The sequence below is a fragment of the Natrinema thermotolerans genome (assembly GCF_031165565.1).
In the GTDB taxonomy this organism is placed as follows: domain Archaea; phylum Halobacteriota; class Halobacteria; order Halobacteriales; family Natrialbaceae; genus Natrinema; species Natrinema thermotolerans.
The window spans coordinates 4,037,071-4,054,353 of the sequence record NZ_CP101873.1 but is presented as its reverse complement, the minus strand read 5'-3'; the positions used below and the strand labels follow the sequence as shown (position 1 = coordinate 4,054,353).

General features: G+C 60.8%; 23 protein-coding genes. 5 read left to right on the top strand and 18 right to left on the bottom strand.

Annotated features, from left to right (window positions below; translation table 11 throughout):
- Positions 1–531 precede the first annotated feature (531 nt).
- Both NP511_RS20880 and NP511_RS20875 read left to right on the top strand, forming a co-directional pair.
- Positions 532–714: a hypothetical protein gene (locus NP511_RS20880; protein WP_049964229.1), complete on the top strand. Its 183-nt coding sequence runs from the start codon at positions 532–534 to the stop codon at positions 712–714.
- A 40-nt stretch (positions 715–754) separates the two neighbouring features.
- Positions 755–1,417: a hypothetical protein gene (locus NP511_RS20875; RefSeq protein ID WP_136396925.1), complete on the top strand. Its 663-nt coding sequence runs from the start codon at positions 755–757 to the stop codon at positions 1,415–1,417.
- 49 nt (positions 1,418–1,466) lie between these two features.
- On the opposite strand, the gene NP511_RS20870 is transcribed toward NP511_RS20875, so the two are convergent.
- From NP511_RS20870 to NP511_RS20840, 7 genes are all read right to left on the bottom strand, one after another.
- The gene (locus NP511_RS20870) at positions 1,467–5,036 is read right to left on the bottom strand and encodes a fibronectin type III domain-containing protein (RefSeq protein ID WP_049964227.1); all 3,570 of its coding nucleotides are present in this window, start codon (positions 5,034–5,036) and stop codon (positions 1,467–1,469) included.
- Positions 5,033–5,893 carry a carboxypeptidase-like regulatory domain-containing protein gene (locus tag NP511_RS20865; protein ID WP_049964226.1) on the bottom strand — a complete coding sequence of 287 codons (861 nt, stop codon included), beginning with the start codon at positions 5,891–5,893 and terminating at the stop codon, positions 5,033–5,035. Before NP511_RS20865 ends, NP511_RS20870 begins: the two co-directional genes overlap by 4 nt.
- Positions 5,894–7,018: a hypothetical protein gene (locus NP511_RS20860; protein ID WP_049964225.1), complete on the bottom strand. Its 1,125-nt coding sequence runs from the start codon at positions 7,016–7,018 to the stop codon at positions 5,894–5,896.
- 2 nt (positions 7,019–7,020) lie between these two features.
- Entirely contained in the window at positions 7,021–9,372 is a 2,352-nt protein-coding gene (locus tag NP511_RS20855) for a phage tail tape measure protein (protein ID WP_084158211.1), read from the bottom strand.
- Between the two features lie 38 nt (positions 9,373–9,410).
- Positions 9,411–9,680: a hypothetical protein gene (locus tag NP511_RS20850; protein ID WP_136396924.1), complete on the bottom strand. Its 270-nt coding sequence runs from the start codon at positions 9,678–9,680 to the stop codon at positions 9,411–9,413.
- Between the two features lie 74 nt (positions 9,681–9,754).
- A complete protein-coding gene (locus tag NP511_RS20845; RefSeq protein ID WP_158413742.1) occupies positions 9,755–10,219 on the bottom strand; it encodes an HNH endonuclease in 465 nt (154 codons plus the stop codon).
- Positions 10,220–11,114: 895 nt separating this feature from the next.
- Positions 11,115–11,342 (bottom strand): hypothetical protein, encoded by a 228-nt coding sequence (locus NP511_RS20840; RefSeq protein ID WP_371827944.1) that lies wholly within the window; start codon positions 11,340–11,342, stop codon positions 11,115–11,117.
- Positions 11,343–11,524: 182 nt separating this feature from the next.
- Between NP511_RS20840 and NP511_RS20835 the strand changes: the two genes are divergently transcribed.
- The 3 genes from NP511_RS20835 to NP511_RS20825 are packed head-to-tail and all read left to right on the top strand — an operon-like array spanning position 11,525 to position 12,270.
- Positions 11,525–11,713 (top strand): DUF8118 domain-containing protein, encoded by a 189-nt coding sequence (locus NP511_RS20835; RefSeq protein WP_049964220.1) that lies wholly within the window; start codon positions 11,525–11,527, stop codon positions 11,711–11,713.
- Complete coding sequence (locus NP511_RS20830; protein WP_049964219.1) at positions 11,710–11,904, top strand: hypothetical protein; 195 nt, start codon at positions 11,710–11,712, stop codon at positions 11,902–11,904. The genes NP511_RS20835 and NP511_RS20830 overlap by 4 nt, the downstream gene beginning before the upstream one ends.
- Entirely contained in the window at positions 11,905–12,270 is a 366-nt protein-coding gene (locus tag NP511_RS20825) for a hypothetical protein (protein ID WP_049964218.1), read from the top strand.
- 153 nt (positions 12,271–12,423) lie between these two features.
- On the opposite strand, the gene NP511_RS20820 is transcribed toward NP511_RS20825, so the two are convergent.
- The 11 genes from NP511_RS20820 to NP511_RS20770 all read right to left on the bottom strand — a co-directional run bounded on the left by NP511_RS20820 (position 12,424) and on the right by NP511_RS20770 (position 17,231).
- Entirely contained in the window at positions 12,424–12,921 is a 498-nt protein-coding gene (locus tag NP511_RS20820) for a hypothetical protein (protein WP_049964217.1), read from the bottom strand.
- Positions 12,922–12,935: 14 nt separating this feature from the next.
- Positions 12,936–13,463, bottom strand: coding sequence for a hypothetical protein (locus tag NP511_RS20815; protein WP_049964216.1), 528 nt, complete (start codon positions 13,461–13,463; stop codon positions 12,936–12,938).
- A gap of 3 nt (positions 13,464–13,466) precedes the next feature.
- Positions 13,467–13,778: a flagellar hook assembly protein FlgD gene (locus tag NP511_RS20810; protein WP_049964215.1), complete on the bottom strand. Its 312-nt coding sequence runs from the start codon at positions 13,776–13,778 to the stop codon at positions 13,467–13,469.
- A 148-nt stretch (positions 13,779–13,926) separates the two neighbouring features.
- Positions 13,927–14,358, bottom strand: a complete 432-nt coding sequence (locus NP511_RS20805) for a hypothetical protein (RefSeq protein ID WP_049964214.1) — start codon at positions 14,356–14,358, stop codon at positions 13,927–13,929.
- Positions 14,355–14,483 carry a hypothetical protein gene (locus NP511_RS20800; RefSeq protein WP_257720300.1) on the bottom strand — a complete coding sequence of 43 codons (129 nt, stop codon included), beginning with the start codon at positions 14,481–14,483 and terminating at the stop codon, positions 14,355–14,357. The genes NP511_RS20805 and NP511_RS20800 overlap by 4 nt, the downstream gene beginning before the upstream one ends.
- Positions 14,480–14,866 carry an HK97-gp10 family putative phage morphogenesis protein gene (locus tag NP511_RS20795; RefSeq protein ID WP_049964213.1) on the bottom strand — a complete coding sequence of 129 codons (387 nt, stop codon included), beginning with the start codon at positions 14,864–14,866 and terminating at the stop codon, positions 14,480–14,482. The genes NP511_RS20800 and NP511_RS20795 overlap by 4 nt, the downstream gene beginning before the upstream one ends.
- A 2-nt stretch (positions 14,867–14,868) precedes the next feature.
- Positions 14,869–15,315, bottom strand: a complete 447-nt coding sequence (locus NP511_RS20790) for a hypothetical protein (protein ID WP_049964212.1) — start codon at positions 15,313–15,315, stop codon at positions 14,869–14,871.
- Between the two features lie 8 nt (positions 15,316–15,323).
- Positions 15,324–15,683 (bottom strand): hypothetical protein, encoded by a 360-nt coding sequence (locus NP511_RS20785; RefSeq protein WP_049964211.1) that lies wholly within the window; start codon positions 15,681–15,683, stop codon positions 15,324–15,326.
- 3 nt (positions 15,684–15,686) lie between these two features.
- Positions 15,687–16,058, bottom strand: a complete 372-nt coding sequence (locus NP511_RS20780) for a hypothetical protein (RefSeq protein ID WP_049964210.1) — start codon at positions 16,056–16,058, stop codon at positions 15,687–15,689.
- A complete protein-coding gene (locus NP511_RS20775) occupies positions 16,058–16,246 on the bottom strand; it encodes a hypothetical protein (protein ID WP_049964209.1) in 189 nt (62 codons plus the stop codon). The genes NP511_RS20780 and NP511_RS20775 overlap by 1 nt, the downstream gene beginning before the upstream one ends.
- A gap of 34 nt (positions 16,247–16,280) precedes the next feature.
- Positions 16,281–17,231 (bottom strand): helix-turn-helix domain-containing protein, encoded by a 951-nt coding sequence (locus NP511_RS20770; protein ID WP_049964208.1) that lies wholly within the window; start codon positions 17,229–17,231, stop codon positions 16,281–16,283.
- Positions 17,232–17,283: the final 52 nt, after the last annotated feature.

Below are 17,283 nucleotides of genomic sequence, written 5' to 3'. Positions count from 1 at the left end.
CGACCGAATCCGATTCCGAGACATCCAGGCCCTCTCGCCACAGCTGGGATCGGTCTACGTCAATCGCCATATTGTCACCCCGATCGCAGACCCACCCCTTGACACACCACTAAGGGGGGAGGGGGACTCCGACGCTGGCCTCTGGCCGGCGTTTTCTCGAGACTGAGGACTGACAGCCCCATCTTCGCCTTGCCTCGGTGGTTCAGATATTGTTAACTGCCATTTCTACTGATATAAAAATACCAACAGGTTCATATCATATCAGTTGGAACCCATGATTGGCGAGGAATGAGAGTCAACCGTTGCAGGACTGACTCTATCCGACTCTGAAACACGGTCCTCGCCTCTCGAGATCGGTGACTGCCCCAACGTCAATAGCCGCACCCCGACTGACATCCCGATCTCGAGCCCTCTCGATTGACACACCAAGTGGGTACGACGCTCCACCGCCAACTCCCCCGTTGGCGGATTCCTGCGTTGGCTCACGGTGGGTGCTGACCTTTATCCGGGAAGCCGCGGCCAGCGGCAGTGATGCCTCTGGACGATCGTCGCGATGACCTCCTCGTCGCAGTCGCACTGACCGAGTTCTCAGTCAACTACGAGAGCGCCGATCCCGAACTCTCGCGAAGAGCGTGGCAGCTCGCAGCGGACCGCCTCGTCGATCACGACGTCGGGCCCGCCGAAGCCGTCGACGCGCTCGAAATTGGCGAATAGTGGCAACAATATTATCACCGAACCATCCAATTGAGGAGATATGAACCGTCGGAGACTTCTTCTTGGAAGCGGCGCTGCATTTTCAACCGTACTTGCAGGCTGTTCAGGCACCCAAACGGACGACGGGAACGGAAATGGGGGAAGCCAACCTGACAGGACCTCCGCAAAGAAGCCGCTTGAGTCGTGGAAATGGCTGGGGTCCGGCTCTATTATGGAGGACCCTATCTCAATCGGGAGTGGTCTGGCAGTGTTTGACGTGGGGTACGAGGGCGATGATTTCAGTCTTCGAGTGTCCCCGCTTGAGGAAGGAGACCCCTACGAACTCAAGATAGACCGCGAGTATGACGGCGCGTCTGCCACGCTATTTGAGGGTGGGGATTATGTCCTTCATGCCGACGGCAACGGCGCGCAGTGGAGTGTCGAAATCCGACACCCTCGAGCGGATAGTGGCAGCATACCGGAGACCATCTCCGATGATGGGCCCGTCGTTGCTGGCCCGTTTGAGTTCGATTCGATAGATGTTGCGCATCTCTTACCCCGCCCTGGAACGGAGTTTGAAGTGACTATCTATCCCGCAGAGGGGGACTCCGGCGAACGCTTAACCACTGGAGAGGGAGGGAAGGGTGAAGTCCCAGTCGACTTTGACGGTGTCGGATGGGTTGATGTCCAGACGTGGTTGCCTTGGCAGATCACATTCGACTGATTTTCCCTTCTGCGCAGTCCCCCAGCTCGCCCCGGCGGTTCCACAGCTGTCACACCCGCTCGCTGTTGCGCTGCAGCCGATCGCTGAGCCCCTGGAGAAAATCGTCCGCCGACGGCCCGTTGCCCAACTCGATCGAAACCTCGCCGTCGCCGTAGCTGATATCGTCGACCTCCCACGGGACGTCACCGGGCAGCCGGTCGATATCGATCGCGTCGACGAGCAACGCACCGACCTCTTCGCTGGAGATCGTTACGCTCGCGTCGACGATCGCGTCGCCGGTCCGCTCGACTGCGTAGAGGGCGTACTGGTCGCACATCTGCTTCGAGGCGAGTCCGGGGATATCCTCGATGACCGTCTTCGGGTTCTCGCCGGCGTCGCCCTCGGTATAGGAGCCCCGAGGCTTGACCTCGGCATCGACCGACACCGTCTGCCCATCGGACAGCGCGCCACCCGACAGCGCCTTGATCCGCGGCTGGCCGTCTTCAGTCGCGTAGCGGATCTGGTAGTCCTCGCCTCGAGTGAACTCGGTATCGCCGTCGTAGATCGTCTCCTTTCGCTCGACGATCTTCGCGTCGGGGAAGGGGAGATCAACCCACGTCCCGATCGCGACGTCGACGGTCTGGCGGGTGATCTGGGCAGCACTGCCGTAGACCACGGCCTTCTCGACGACGTCCTCGGTCTGGCGATCGACGCTGTAGTCTGCGATCTCGGGGTCGATACTGACCTCGCGCTGGCCGAGCTGGGTCCACTCGATTACGGTCTCGTCGCCGTCGGCCCGAACCTCGAACACGAAGTTGCCGATGTCAGCGACCTCGCGGAGGACATCGATCAGCGGCCGATCGAAGCTTCGGTCCGTGAGGACCGGCGTATCGTCGAGGAGAGCGCTGATCTCAAGGATGTCGAGTCTCTGGGACTCGTACCCCAGCCGTGGCGTCTCATCGCGAGGGTCGAGATCCTGCCGGCGGCCGAGACCGATCCGAGCCTGGGCCGTCGCAGCGAGGTCATTGTACTGGATGGTGTGGCTCGTCGTCTGGCTGGCAGTGACGTAGTCACCGGTGCCGTCCTGGCGGATCCCGAGTTCGGCGACGCTGCCGGCGGTCGGCTGCGCGTCGACCGAGACCTCGGTCATCGCCAGCGGCGTCGTGTACTCGACCGTCTCGATGCGCGTCAGATCCGGATACGGTGACGGCCCGTCCGTGTGCCCGCCCGGCTCGTTGAGCGTGCCACTGTCGTCGTACGAGAACTGTGCATCGCGAACACCGAAGCGATCGAGCCGGAAATCCCCAGAGTCAGAGGTCCCATCCGGCTGAACATCGAACTCGATCGTGTGGGACCCGGGCTCGAGTGGCCCGGCAAACGAGATCGGCGCGTACCCGGGTTCTGCCGTCTGGAGGTTCGACGTGGCGAGGACGCCGTCGACGTAAATGTCCATCCGCATATATGCCTCCCGGATGCCCCGGTGGAAGAACTCCGGCTCCTCGATGCGGTAGTCGGTCTCGAACGTGACGCTGAACGAATCTTGGAAGTCAGTGATCTGCGCCGCCTCACCCCCAGTGAAACTGTCGCTCTGGACCGTAGCAGTCGTATTTCCGACGGCGTCGAACGACCAACACGTCTGTTTACACTCAAAGAACCCATCGTCTGTGATCTTCAGCGGGGTTGTATCCGAGATGGCCTGTAGTGTCTGCCCGTACTCGAACGCAGACTCGGCGCGGTCAAGCGCCCGCTCCTCTTGGTTGGTCTGGGGGTCGTCGACGGTCGCAGTGTAGTCCGTGTATTCCTCGATGAGACGCTTGGCAAACTCGTGGGTCGGCTCGATGTCGACGTCCTCGATCACCCGCCGGTCGAGCTGCGTCCCGCCCCGCCCCTCGAGGACGGTCCGCTTCGAGCCTGCACCCTCCTCGAGGCGGCGATGCTCGAGGGTCTCGATCGGCTCTCTCGAGCCGCTGTGCCAGACTCGCAGCGGGGCGTCATCCCGATCGGCCGAGTGCCAGCGATCGCGGTAGGGCACCGGGATCTCGACGCGGGGGAAGCCGTTGATCGTCGGTCGACGCGTGGCGCCGTCGAGCGGATCCGGGGTCAGGGTCGTCCCAGACGGATGGTCGACCTCGAGGTGCCAGCCCCGCGGGGAGACGGCCCGATCGGAGAGGCTGATCGAGTCGGTCGAGACCGTCCCAATACTGGTGTCGGCGTGGACCCACGACGTTCGAGCGCGAACGACGTATTCGTACTCTCGGCCCGGTTGAACCTCCGAATCGGCATGGGACTCGGCAGACTGAGCTTCGGTTGCCCGGAGGTTTCGGTCGTCGGTCACGTTGCCGTCGTAGTCGACGCGCTTGCGGAAGACCTGATAGCTGCCCTCGAACGTCGCGTTGTCGGTCCACTGGACCTCCAGCGAAGTCGTCCCGACGTTCACGAACCCGATCCCGCTCGGCGCGGGGAGGTTCGTGATCTCCTCGCCCTCGAGCCACGACCCGTCGACGTACTGGGTCTGCGTTCGAATCCGTACATCGAACTTCTCGCCGTCGAGGATGCCGGTGAACGTATGCTCGAGCGTGCTGTCGTAGGCGACGGTTGCTGCCCCCGAGTCACCCCAGTTTTCGTTGGCGTCGCTCTCGCGGACCTCGATGCGGTACTCGCCGTTGTTCAGTACTTGCGTCCACTGGGCGGTGATCTGATCGGGCTCACTGCCGTCGAGATCGAGCGTGTCAGCACCCGGTAGGTCAGTGGTGAACGTGGTCGTCCCTGTCCTCGCGGTGGCGTGATCGGTGTAGATTTCCACGATCGCATCGTACTGTTGGCCGTCGAGGAGTTCGGTCGTCGTGGCGGTCTTTGTCTCGCCCTCAGCGACCGGGGCGTAGTCGCCCCCATCTTGACTGTATGACCCGTCAGACGGCTTCTGCAGGAGGAGACGATACCCGCTCGAGTTGTTACTTGACTCGGTCCACGATAGCGTGACGTAGCGTCCGTCGATCGTGTCGACGGTTAAGTTCTCGACCGCCGGGAGGATCGTGACCGCACTTTTCGGGCCCGCCGACGCCGTCGCATCGCCGGTATCGCGCTCGATCGAGTAGCTGTACTGCTCGCCGTCGAGAAGCGAGCCGTGAGTGTAAGCCCCGTCGCGGCTCGTGGTCGTCGTGATCGTCCCGCTGCTCGACTCAGTGACGGTGAGGTCGCCGTCCGGGTTGTCGTCGTTGAAAGTCCAGTCGATCGTGATCTGCCGCTGTACGCTGGCGTCGATGCTGAACGACGGCGCTGGGAGATCGGTCGTCCCGGTCGCCTCGCCAGAGAGGTCGGAGACTCCTGCCTGATTGACCGCCCGAACGCGGTAGTGATACTGGCGGCCGTTGGTGAGGCTGCCGTCCGTGTGGGGCGTACTCGAGACGGTCGCAGCCAGTGTGTAATCACCGGTGCTGCTTCCGCTCGAGGTCGCTCGATAGATCTCGTACTCGTCAGCCAGTCCGTCGCCGTCCCAGTCGAGACTGACGCTGTTGGCATCCGTCGCGGTGACCGAGAGGTTCGTCGGAGCAGGCGGCTCTTCGTTGATGAATAGCTCGAGGCCGACCGACGACTGGGCCTGATCCTCTGTTTGCTCGAGGCCGAAGTCTGCAGTACTCATCGCCCGAGTTCCTCCACTGTACCAAGTTTCCGGAAGGTGTCGATCGTTCCATCTTTCTGATATCCGCCGATGTCAAGCCCAACCCCATCACCCCCGATGAAAACAGATGAGGTTCCTGTGATGGAGGTTACCTGTCCGTTCCGCTCGAGATTACTATCGAGCGAGTAGATGTTCAGTACAGTCGTATCATCCGATTGTGACCCGTTACCATCATGCCACTCTACCTCGTACTCGAGCGTGGCCAAATCGGACAAAGTGACATCTTTTGTTTTATAGGTGTTATAATTACCACCGCTGTAGTACCCCAATATAAGGTCATCCTGATATGGGGATGGGCGGGCGAAATAGCAATTGTCGCTGTCCTCTACATTATATAGTATGAATAAGTTCCCAGTTATTTCTCCGATTAGTGAAAAGACATCCCCTTTCGACGGATAGAACCCCAATCCATCTCCGGGGTAGCTGAAAATCTGTCCATCACCATCGGTCCCGTAGAGCGAGTAGTTGCCCGTGATCGCATCTGATCCAGAGACAAGCTGCCACGAACCCGGCGACCCCGAATACGGATTGAGATTCCCTCGTTCGAAGTTATCGATCATCCCGTAGGGGTTCGCCGCTGCGTCGGTCACGTTCGCGACCAGCGCCTCGACGTACCACCGGCCCGTCCCGGGTTCGTAGAGCCATGCAAACGGCGCGTAGTTGTGGCTGTCCGGGGACACGTCGATCGAGTAGTTGCCGCTCGAGTCGGTCCGTGCCGTCCCGGCGATCGTCCCGTCGGTGAGGTCGTAGATCGCGACGACTGCGTGTTCGGCTGCCGATCCATCCTGCGTGACCGTGCCGCTGATCGTTTGGACCATCTATTTGCGCACCTCGTTTCGGGCGACCAGTGCTTTCGACGCGTTCGGATCGACCACGCTCGAGCTCGCGATCGGCGCGAGCCAGTCCTCGAGGTCGGTCGGGATCGGCCCCGACTCGTTGGTCGGGATCGAAAACAGGACGTCCTCGGCACCGCGGTTGACGATCGCGTTCAGCGAAAAGAGCGAGCCATCGACATCGAAGGTCAGCTGGGCCTGATCACGAGCCATCGCGACGTCGACGAGATCGACATCGAACAGCGTGACCGTCGACGGTTGCGAGCCCTCGAGGCCGACCGTCGTCCAGGTCTCGTTGGTCGCATCCCACTGCTGGGCCTCGAGGGTTCCGGCGGGCTCGTCGAGGCGCAGGCGGGCGAGGCCGTTATCCAGGACGACCGGGTCGTCGACGCTGGCCTTGGGCGAGACGATCCGGGCCCAGTCGGCCCTGTCCTCCGACCCCTGCGTATCGAAAACGCCGACGTCAACGTCACCGTCGGCCTCGAGGTCGAGGTCGTAGACGATCGCCGGCGACCCAGTCCCGACCGCGGCCTCGCCGTCAGCGAGATCGTAGATCTCGATGTCGCCGCCCTCGGCGCTGCGGGTCTCGATCGGCGACGCGAGTTGGCGCGTTTTGTCCTCGAGGTCGAACCACTGGACCCGATCCGCGGCCGCCGGGAGGCCGACCAGGAGCGTCGTGTCGTTGCCGTACTCATGGTCGATGTCCTCGGTCGGGTCCGTCTCGAGGACGCGGTCATGCGACTGCTGGGTCCCGGAACGGGACAGCGTCAGCGGCACTACGTGATGATCGTCGCCCCCGTCCTGCGAGAGGACGACGTCGCGATCGACGCTCGAGCCCACGTAGTAGCCCTCGAGGTCGGGCTGATTCGGGATCGAGACCGCGACTGGCGCGACCGTCGGCTGCGAGAGCAGATGCTCGAGTTCCGATGCACGGCGCCGGCCGTCCGGGCCGTCGACGACGACGTCGAACGAGATCTCCGGGGTCGGCCCCGCGAGCATCTCCGCTGAGCCGCGATCGTCGAGCGGCGTCTGTTCGGTAGTGTCGGGGCTGGCCCCGACGCTGATCTGTCCGACTTCGTCCTCGTTGAACTCGAGTGTGTACAGTTGCATCGCTATGGACCAGTGTTGTTGATGACTTCCTTCGCCTTCGCCTCCGCTCGGTTGTCGATGATCTTGTTGAATTCGCGACTGTTGAGGTCCATCTCGACGATAAGCTGGAGGGTTTTGACCGTCTCTCGGAGTTGGTCGTGTTTCTCGATAATCTTATCGAGTTTCGTCGCGAGGTCGGTATTCTGGCTGCTGCCCTCGGACTCGGCGAGCATCGCTTCGACCGACTGCTCGTCGACGTCTTCGGACGACATCGAGGGCCCGGACGCCGCCTCAGGGGCCTCTTTCCCGTCGATTTGGCTGTAAACCTCATCGAGGTAAGCGGCCCGCTCCTCTTCGGCCTGGAGGTCAGATCGCACGGCCTCGGCGGCGATGTCGGAGTCGACGTCGGTGATATCGTCGGCTTCTCTGACCTCTTCGCGTTGCTCTTTGAGCTCACGAAGGCGGCGCTGCAACTCCGCTGCCTCTTCTTGATCCTCGAGGGCAACTCCGCCTTCATGGAGATCCGAGAGCTCCTCCTCGACGCTGGCAATTTCGTCGTCCAGATGGCTGGTGACATCGCTTAGCTCGAGGCCGTTCTGGAAGCCCGTCCCGAAGTCCTGGCCTGCCTGTTGGCCCTGTTCTCCGTAATCGATGTCCTCGTAGGGGTTTTCCTCAGCGCCCATGACATCGCTGGCACTCTTATCGCCAGGCTTCGCAGACGACGTGTCGAAATCGCCGAGGTCGCCGCTATCGAGGTTGATTTTGGGTATGCTATTTATCTTTTCAACCACCCAATCTATGAAATCACCGAACGCGCCTGCGACCTTTTCCGAGGCGGAACTGATCCCGAATAGCTTCTCGACAAACCAGTCGATACCGTCGGTGATCGGGTCGATCGCCCACTCGGTGTAGTCGCGGATTCCCTTCCAATTTTTGGAGTACGCTGCCGCAAAAATCGCAGTAGCGCTGAGGAGTAGGCCGATCGCGCTGATAACTGCCCAGACAGGGGCTGTCAAACCCATGATGCTTACTTGTGCGGCGAGGGCACTGGCAGCCATTCCTGAGAGTCCGCCAGACGCGGCTACCGAGGAAGGGAGCAACGCACCGGATAGAGCCCCGGACGCCATAGCCGCGCCTGTTGCCATCGTGGGGAGCATAGTCAACAGCGTCCCCACCCCAATCAACAACGGGCCGAGTGCCGCCGCCAATCCACCGACGACGACGATCGCCTTTTGTTGCCCTTCATTCAAATTCTGGAACCATTCGGCCGCCCCCGAGACGTAGCTCGTGGCTGTACTGAGCATGGGGAGTAACACAGACCCAATCGTCAGCCCCACATCTTCGAGGTTCGACCGCATTTGCTGTATCTCCCCTTGCGTCGTGCTGCGCATCTCTTCGGCCATATCGCTAGTCGCATCCTCAGATTCGCGAACGCGATCTGCATTTTCTTCGAGTGCGTCACTCCCCTGTTGGATCAACGCGGCTGCCGCTGGCCCCGCTTCCCGACCAAAGATTTGCGAGGCGTCACTGGCCTCGAGACTCGATTCTTCGATTTGTTCAAGGACCTCAGCCAACGGCAGCATATTCCCTTCCGCGTCTTGGGTTTGTACACCGGCCTCCTGCAACTGCTTGGCTGCTGTGCTTGAACTGTCTGAGAGTTGCGACAGGATATTCCGGAGAGCCGTCCCTGACTTTTCCGCACTGATGCCTTGGTCTCCTAACATTCCGATAGCAGTGCTGGCTTCCTCTAAGGGGACGCCGAGGGACGACGCAACCGGGGCGACTTGGGACATGGCCGACGCCATATCGTTGACAGTTTGGTTATGGTTTTGCGTGACGGCAGTGAGGGTATCAGTCACCTCACCCATTTCGTTCGCCTCGTACCCGTAGGCCGACATCACGTTCGTCGCGATATCAGTCGCCTCGGCCATGTTGAGTGCACCCCCTGCCGCTTCTGAGAATTGGGTGACTGTCGGCATCGCCTCCATCGCCTGAGCGGCAGATAAGCCCGCACTACTCAAATAATAATACGCATCCGCCGCCTCAGACGCTGAGACGGTGGTTTCTCGAGCTACGCGCCGTGCCGCCCCCTCGAGGTCTTCCTCCATCGACTCAGACACATCTCCCATGACGGCTAGCGAATTTGCCATGCTCTGCTCGAAGGTTTTCGACGTGTCCACTGCCAGCGCCCCCATCGCTGTGAGGGGGGCAGTGATCCCGGCAGTCATCACTCCCCCGGCCCGCTGGAGTGATTTGCCAGTGCTTGCTGCCCGTTCGGTGAATGAATCGAGATCCCTCTTGGCAGAGTCAATTTCCGATTCGAAGCGCCCTTTGTCAAGTTCAAGTACCGCTGTTAGTGTTGATATTGTTGGCATTGGATGGACCGCGAAAACGAACTGCGTTATTCGAATGTCTATTCGGATTCCTCAACGGGCGAAGGGGTGGGCGAATACCACACCCACACCAGCCAACCGACACCGAGCAAAGTCATCGGAATTCCGGCGATCGCGGTGACGACGAAAATCGTCAGCACACCACCGAGCATGATTAGCAGGAGAGGGCCAGCGTATGCTTGTTGGGATGGGTTGTAATCGCAGTGAGGGCACTTGCTCGCTTCAACGCTAATCGGCTCGGCGCATTCTTCGCACGGCCCCCGTTCAACTGACACAGTTTCGCTACCCATACCCAAGAGCGCTCAACGGATTTAGTTAAGTGTTCGTGACTGTTTGCCTCGCCTCTCGGGTCATCGGCAGCAAGTCAGTCGGCAGCGGCGTTGCCCGTATCGGGTCGGAGAGGGGACATCTGTTCCCATTGCTGGTGACAAGAAGAACAAAGAGACACCAGATTCTTGAGGCGGTTCGCTTCCTCGTAGTCTGCCTCATCGCCAACAACGAACGTGCGGAATGGCGCGATGTGGTGAACATCTAACTCACGATCCATTTCGTCCTCAGAGACTCCGCAAGATTCACATTGGAAGTTGTCTCTCCTCCGTGCCTTTTTTCGTTGGGCTTCCCAGTTTGGGCCATAATATGATTCGTAGCCCCCCTTCCAATGTGGGTTTTTCTCCCCACCGAGCAACATGTAGAACGACTCGTGGCGACAACTCGGACTGCAAAACATACGGCGGTCGGCGCGGTATGGGTACGCCCCATAGACTTCGCCACAATTCTCGCAAACCTTCTCGATCTTTCCCTTGTAGTTGTAGTGGTCTTCGCCACTCATCGTCTCACTCACCCATTCTCCCATACATTCGGTGCTGCAGAATCTACGCCGATCTGCATGAGATTTAGGCACAGTGAAAGAGTTGCCACATCGCCCACACTCCAACTCAACACCATCACCGTGGTGGTATTTGATATGGTTTTCCAAGCTTTCTCCATCTTCGAAACCACGATTACACGACTCTCTTGGGCACTTATGCCGCCCCTGCTCTGCCTCGCGCTCTCGGATAGATTGGCCATGCTGCGCGGCGTGGTGTTGCCCGAGTCCTTGACGACTCCCAAACTCCTCGCCGCATGTCGGGCACTGATGGATGTCCCCTGAGTTGCCAAACTCTCCACCACGACACTCTTTGCACCTCGGTTTGAAAGCACCTCGGTGTTTGTGGAAATGTTCCATGTCTCCGGGGAGGGAACGCCCACAGCCAGTGCAAGTGATCAGCCCTTCGGCATCTGGTTGGGCCATCGTCATTCCTCCTCGCAGACGACGTCTTGCAGTTCCTCGAGCGGCGTCACCACTCGAGTTTTTGAGGCAGGAGTGAGAAGGTCACCTCGCCCGACGTTAGGGCGTCGGGCGATCTGCATGATTGCAAGCTTGTTAGCTCTCGTCTGCGGCCTCTTCGCAGGAGCGATAGTCCTCCTGCGAGCTACACCGAGGCGTTGGTCACGACTCGACTTAAGCATTAGGGTGCTTGGGTTGTTCTCGTTCGACGCCACGGCCGAAGCCGAACCCGACGACTCGACAAAGGGCGAGTAGCCCGATAAAGAGTCGGCGGCGGACGCTTCGTACAACTTCGACATTTTCTTCGCCCCGAACGCAGACCCACTGACGGCCGTAGCTGAGTTGATCGACAACGCAGTTGATGGGGCTGCGTTTAGTTGCTCCTTGCCCCCCATACCTATTCCTCGCAGACGACTTCCTGCAGTTCCTCGAGCAGATCGGGCCGGTGTTCCCGGAGGATTTCGATGTCCCTCGGCAGTTCGTCGTTGATCCGACTGCGGACTCGAGTCACCGACTGTTGGACTTGGTGGTCGGTCGCATCGCCTTCGCCGGAGATGTACTCCCGATCCGTTTCCGTCATGACCGCGCGGTAGCGTCCCATAGCGGCCGTTGCGTTCGGACTCATTACGTATATTCCTACGCACTCCTGCATAGTAAAGGTACGCACTAATGCGTAGTTGTCCGGGACCCATACCTTTACTATGCATTGGTGCGTAGTGGTTAGTGTGAACACCGGCCTCTCGGGGCGTTGCGATTCGCCCGCGTGCGCCAACACGCGGGCCGGGTTCACAGAAGGTCTCGAAACCCATGTCGACAAACGCTTCCGCCGGTCTTGAATCCACCGGCACGACGGATGAATCGTTCACGCACCACGTCGAACCGCTCGAGCAGGGCGGCGAACCGTACGTGCGCTGTGAAGGCTGTGGCCGCGAACTGCTCGAGAAACTCGGCGGTGCCGACCAGTTGACGCACGCCAACGGGTGTTCGAACGCATGACTCGACAGGCGTTCGATGTCCGCTGGCGCGGTGTCGATGGCACTGCCCGGAAGATCACGTTCGAGCCCACCTGCGGCGGCTACCTGCGAATCGAGCGCGAATGGACGGGGGCGAAGTGGCGCGAAGTCGGCCGCGAGCCGGTTGAAGATGTCGCGCTTGAGGTGGGCAGCGATGCCGTGGAGGTGGCGTAGATGTCCGACGATGCACCCGACGTTGTGGTCGACGTGCCGCTCGAGCGCCCGTTCTACGACCTGCTGCGGCTCGAGGTCGAACGCGATGACACTGGCTACGAGACGGTCGAAGACCTCCTGAAGAACGGCGCGTGGCGGTTGTTGAGCGATCTCCATAGTGAGTTCGAAACGCAGGCCGAGGCCCCGGTCGGCGTCTCCGACGAAGCCGCGCGCCGGATGTTGTTGCGCGCCGAGTTCAAGCGGCAGACGAGAGAGGGCGACGGCGACCTCGCGTGGTGGGATGTCGTCAACAACTTCGTCCAAGTCGACCCCGTGATTCTTGACGAAAGTGACGAAGAGGTTCGGCCCGACTGGATGGAAGAGTAGGCCGCAGTCCAGGTGAAGCCTTATTTTATGGGAGAAATTGGTCTCCGAGCTTCCGGCGCTCCTCCTGGTACTCTTTATACCGCGTCATCCAGAACGTCTTCTCCGACTCGTCCATCGCGAAGAACTCCTCAGGGCGGTAGCGCTGCTCGTGGTTCAGCCACTCGAGGAACCGTCCGATAGAAGACTCTGCAACATCTCGAGCCTCCTGCTTTCTTCCTCGCCTTCGCCAAGCGCCAAAAAATCTTGGTAGAGGGTTGAGATCTCATCCTCTGTGAACCCGATCGTTTCACGCCAGACCGACGGGTCGTTGAACGACGGGTCGACGGCGTGTTCGGAGAGGGTCTCTTCCATCTGCTCGATGCCGACCTCTGCCTCCTCGAGGAGGTCGAAGAGATCAGCATCGTCCTGTGCCTTCTCGAGGACAGCCTGCTGACGGTCCTCGAACTCCTGCTGTGTTTCGGGATCGGGGTAGAGAAACTCGATCTCCACGCCATGGCGTTCGACGGTGAACGTGTCTCGCGAACGGGCGTCGAAGAGGTCCTGAGCCTTGCCGTACAGTTCGGCCGTCTCGCGCTGCTGTTCGCGTTCTTTCTCGCGCTGTGCCTCGAGTGCTTGATTCGCTGCGTCTGCGTTCGAGATAGTGCTACTCATCGTGTCACCTCAGATCAGGCGCTCGAGAAGTCCAGGTAAAATCCTCCTTCCACCCACCATGTCCACGACGCAGTCGGGGGCGTCGCGCTTGGATCGACTTCAGGGCTCGTCAACTCGCAGTCCTCGAAGCGGTGGAGGAGTTCGGAGTCGGCTTCGATGTCGACCGACGAATAGTCGGGTTCGTGATCGAAGTACGCGATTTCGATGTACTCGTCGTCCGACGCCAGTGTCTTCCGGTCGGCGCTGTCGAACGTGATCTTGCCGTCGCTGTCGACGATGCCGACCTTCTCGAGGGCGGCCAGATCCGGCGCGATCGCCGAGGCGACCTCGACGTCGATCGTGTTGTTCGTCCGGTAGCGCTTCGTCCGGCGTTGCGAGCCGGGGTTGAAGTCTTCGCTGGATTCGTCAGTACTGATGGACAAATCGTCCTTCGTACAGTTCCCGAGAACAGTTCGAACGGGATCGGTGCCACTTTCGTCGACGTGGAGGACGGCGACAACGCTGCCCTCAACCTCTAATTGACTTGTAATTTCTTGTGCCATAGGTTACTCCTTGAGTTGGATCTGCGATCGGTTGATCTTCGTTTCTCCGCCGAACTCGGCGGTGATCTCGACGCGGTACGTTCCGGGACCGTTCGCAGCGCTGGTGTCCCAGACGAACTCGAACTCGCCGGTCGCCGTGTTCGTCATCGACTGCGCCGAGACCACTTCGGTCCCGTCGCTGTTGTCGGTGATCGTGATCTCGGCGTCGGGAGTGCCGTCACTACCCTGGTCGTCCGGGTCGATCGCCCCGTTCGAGTCTGTGTACGAGACCTCGAGCGGGACGTCTTCGCCGGCGTAAGCTGATTTGATGGTCATGTTATGGTTCTCCGGGGCCGTAGATGGCCAGTCGGCCGGTCACTCGGCCAGTGTCGTCTCGACCGAACGCCGCGTCGGGCTGGGCGTTGGTGAGCTGTGCGTCGACGTGCGCGGTTGGACCGCGGGAGATCTCTCCTGATGGCATGGTCTATCGCGTGTAGGTCGTCGTCAGCCAGTCCTGGATGAGCGCGAGGCGGTCGCCGGTGACCTCGGTCCAGCTGCTCGAGTCGGTACCACTGGGCAGCAGTTCCGGCGCGTCGACGGCGACGTCGAGTCGGTCGGCGACCGCCGCCATGATCTCGGCCATCCGGAAGGTCGGGGCGTCCTGCTCGGAGCGCCAGGAGTCCTTCGCGACGACCGAGACCTGCAGCCGGAACTGCCGCTCGATCGTCGAGAACTCACGCTGGGAGTTCGAGGTCTCCGTGACCGGCTGGACGCGGACGACGACCGGGTACTCCTGGGGATCCTTCGGCCAGCCCTCGTCGATCGCGCTGGTGTCCTCGAGGAGCGCGACGAGATCGTCGTAGTTCCGCAGGTCGACGACCGTATCTCTAAGGGCGTCATGAAGTCCATATGTCATAGATCGAACTCCATGATCCGCTCTTCGCCGTTGATCGCGCCGACGACGAGCGCGCGGCCGAGTGACGGCCACGTCCAGACCCGTTTGATCTCGAGCGTGACGGTGAGGTCGGAGACGTCGGTCATGCGTTGCCCTCCTTCGCAGCGACGCGGAAGACGAGCTGCTCGATGTCGCGGATCAGCGCCATCTGCTCGCGGTCCAGCGCCGGCCGGAGCATCGGTTGCGCGGCCATCTTGCTGGTCCCTCGCTCGACGTATTCGGCGTAGTCGGTGGTGTTGCCGACCTCGGTCATGATCGTCCCGCGTCGGGCCTCGGTCAGCCCCGTCCACGAGGCCCGGAGGTTCCCGGTGTCGACGGGGGAGCGCTGCTGGGCCTCTTTCTGGATGTTCTGCTCGGCCTCTTCCATCCGCTCCATGAGCTGGTCGTCAGCGCTCTCGACCATGCTCTCGAAGGCCTCCTGGGCGCCCTCAGGGGCGAAGCCGCTCTCGAAGTCGAGGTTGACGTCCATCGTCAGACCTCCACTCTCGTTACTTCGAGTTCGACGTGCTCTGGAACGGCCGAGTCGAGCCGCTGGACGTTCGGCGGCTGGGCCGCGAACCGACCGTCGGCGCTCGCGAGGTCGACGCGGTCGTCAGCCTCGATCTCGAGTTCGTAGTTACCCCCCGTGATCGAGCCGACGTCCACTGGATCGACGTACAGCCGGTAGACCTCCTGCGGCCATTCCGAGTAGACCTCGCGGATGTACTCGGCGCTGCGCTGCTCGGACCGTATCTCGGCGGCCTCGACATCGGCCTCGTCGTAGACGACCTCGCCGTCGACGTAGTCCCACTGGTCGTCCTCAAGCGACAGCGGTACCCACTCGTAGACCGGCTCGGTCTCGCCGTACGGACCCTCTTCGGATCCGACCTGGCGCTCGACGAAGAACACCGCCTCGTCGTTTTCGAAGCCAGAAAGCATGGGTCAAGTCAGCCCCTCGTGTCGGGGACGCCGATCGACGCGGTCTTGTTCATCGCACCGATTCCCAGCAGTTCGTCCGTCGCCCCGAGCCGGCGAGCGTCAGCTCGGAGTTCGTCGACGGACGATTCTTCGTAGGACTTCTGTGCGTTCCCGACCTGTTGGCTGCTGGCCGCCCGGTCGAGTTTCGTCGCGATGTGCAGCGCTGCCAGCACGGCCTCGAGGTCGCACCGGTCTGGCTCATCGAGGCCGCCGACGTTGTCATCGCGATCTATATCGCGAGCCTTGCGCTCGATGACCTTCTGGATCTTCTCGTCGCCCAGGTTCGTGTCGATCTCGAGGCGGACGTCCGTCGGCGTTGCGGTGGCCATCCGTTACCCCTCGAGTTCGTTCAGTCGCGAGTCGATCGCGTTCTTCGCGGTCGTACGATCGTCGTTCTGCTTCTCGGCCTCCTTGATCGTCTCGAGGAGGCTGACATCGTCGACATCCGCAATGCGATCTTCCAGCCCTGGGACGTCGAGATCCTTCGGGTGAGGATCGAGATCGTCGACGGTCAGCTCGTCGGTGCCGTCCCCGGCATCGGCGGCCTCCTCGTCGCCGTTGACGTCATCAACGATCTCGAGCGTGCGCGGGTGGCGACCGACGATCCGTTCGGGGACCTCAAGCTCGTCGCCACGAGTGTACTGCTCACGGTCGAACCGGAACTGTGCGCCGGCGACCCGGACAGTGACTGTAGTTTCTGGCATTAGTCCTCGACCTCCTCACCGTCGATGTAGATGTCGACAGCTTCGTCCTCGGGGATGTGGAACTCTTCACCGTCTGTCGTTTCGACGGTTACAGCCCGCGTACCGTCGCCGTGGTTGTGGAAGAGGTCGGCGAGGACTTCATGCTCGTCATCCCACGGCTGGCCTTTGTAGATGGTTGTTCTTGTCATGGTCTATTCCTCCGTGTGTTGTGTGTGTGTGTAGTCATGATTCTGGTTTCAGCGGTATCCCCTCCCACTTCGCGTGGCAGGAGCGGCAGAGCGTGATGAGATTGTCGAGCCTGTTCGCCGCTTCATGATCGAGACCATCATCGTCGACGAACTCTCGACGAGGTCGGATGTGGTGGACGTCGAGATCGCGCCCCGTCCGGTCACGGTACTCCGATTCCGAGACGCCACAGACCACACACTGGTGATCGTCACGCTCGAGGCGCTTTTCCCGTTGCTCGGGCCAGTTCGGCCCGTAGTAATGGACCTGGCCACCCTCCCACATCGGATGGTCCTCGCCGCTTAGTTGGCCGTTAGTGATCCCGTAGCGACGAGTGTAGTCCGACACCGTCGACGAACCGACGTTGAGTAGATCGGCGATTTGGTAGGTGTCGAGCCCCTCCTTTTCGTAGAGGTGTCGGAGTTCGTCCTCATCGGTTAGGACCTCGTACGCCGGTCCAGGTAGCAGCGATAGTTGGACAGATTCGCCGTTCTCCCGCCCTGTAATGCCGTGGCGGTTCATCCACGTCTCGATGGTGGAGACACCACAGTCCAGGCGGTCAGCGATTTCAGCCTGCGACAGTTGCTCCTCAGCATACAACTCCCTCATCCGGTCTTCGTCTTGCCACGGACGCTTGATACCATGACGGCGAATCCAGTTCGACACAGTACTATCACTGCATCCGAGCCGTTCGGCGATCTCCGGCTGACTCAACCGCTCCTCCACGTAGAGTTTGCGGAGGGTATCTTCGTCTGTCCACGGGGCATCTGATTCGACCGCGTTCTGGGTTGCTTCAGTGCGGTCACGGGATTTGATCCCGTGCCGTTGCATCCAGTCGTTGATAACCGACGGGTCAGTGTCCAACCGGTTAGCGATCTCACGTTGGGAGAGTCCTTCATCGTGGTAGAGTTTGCAGAGCGTATCGGCGTCTCGCCACGGGTACTTCATACACGTCATTCGTGCTACTGTCATATAATTACCACCGATCTCCCAACAGGTG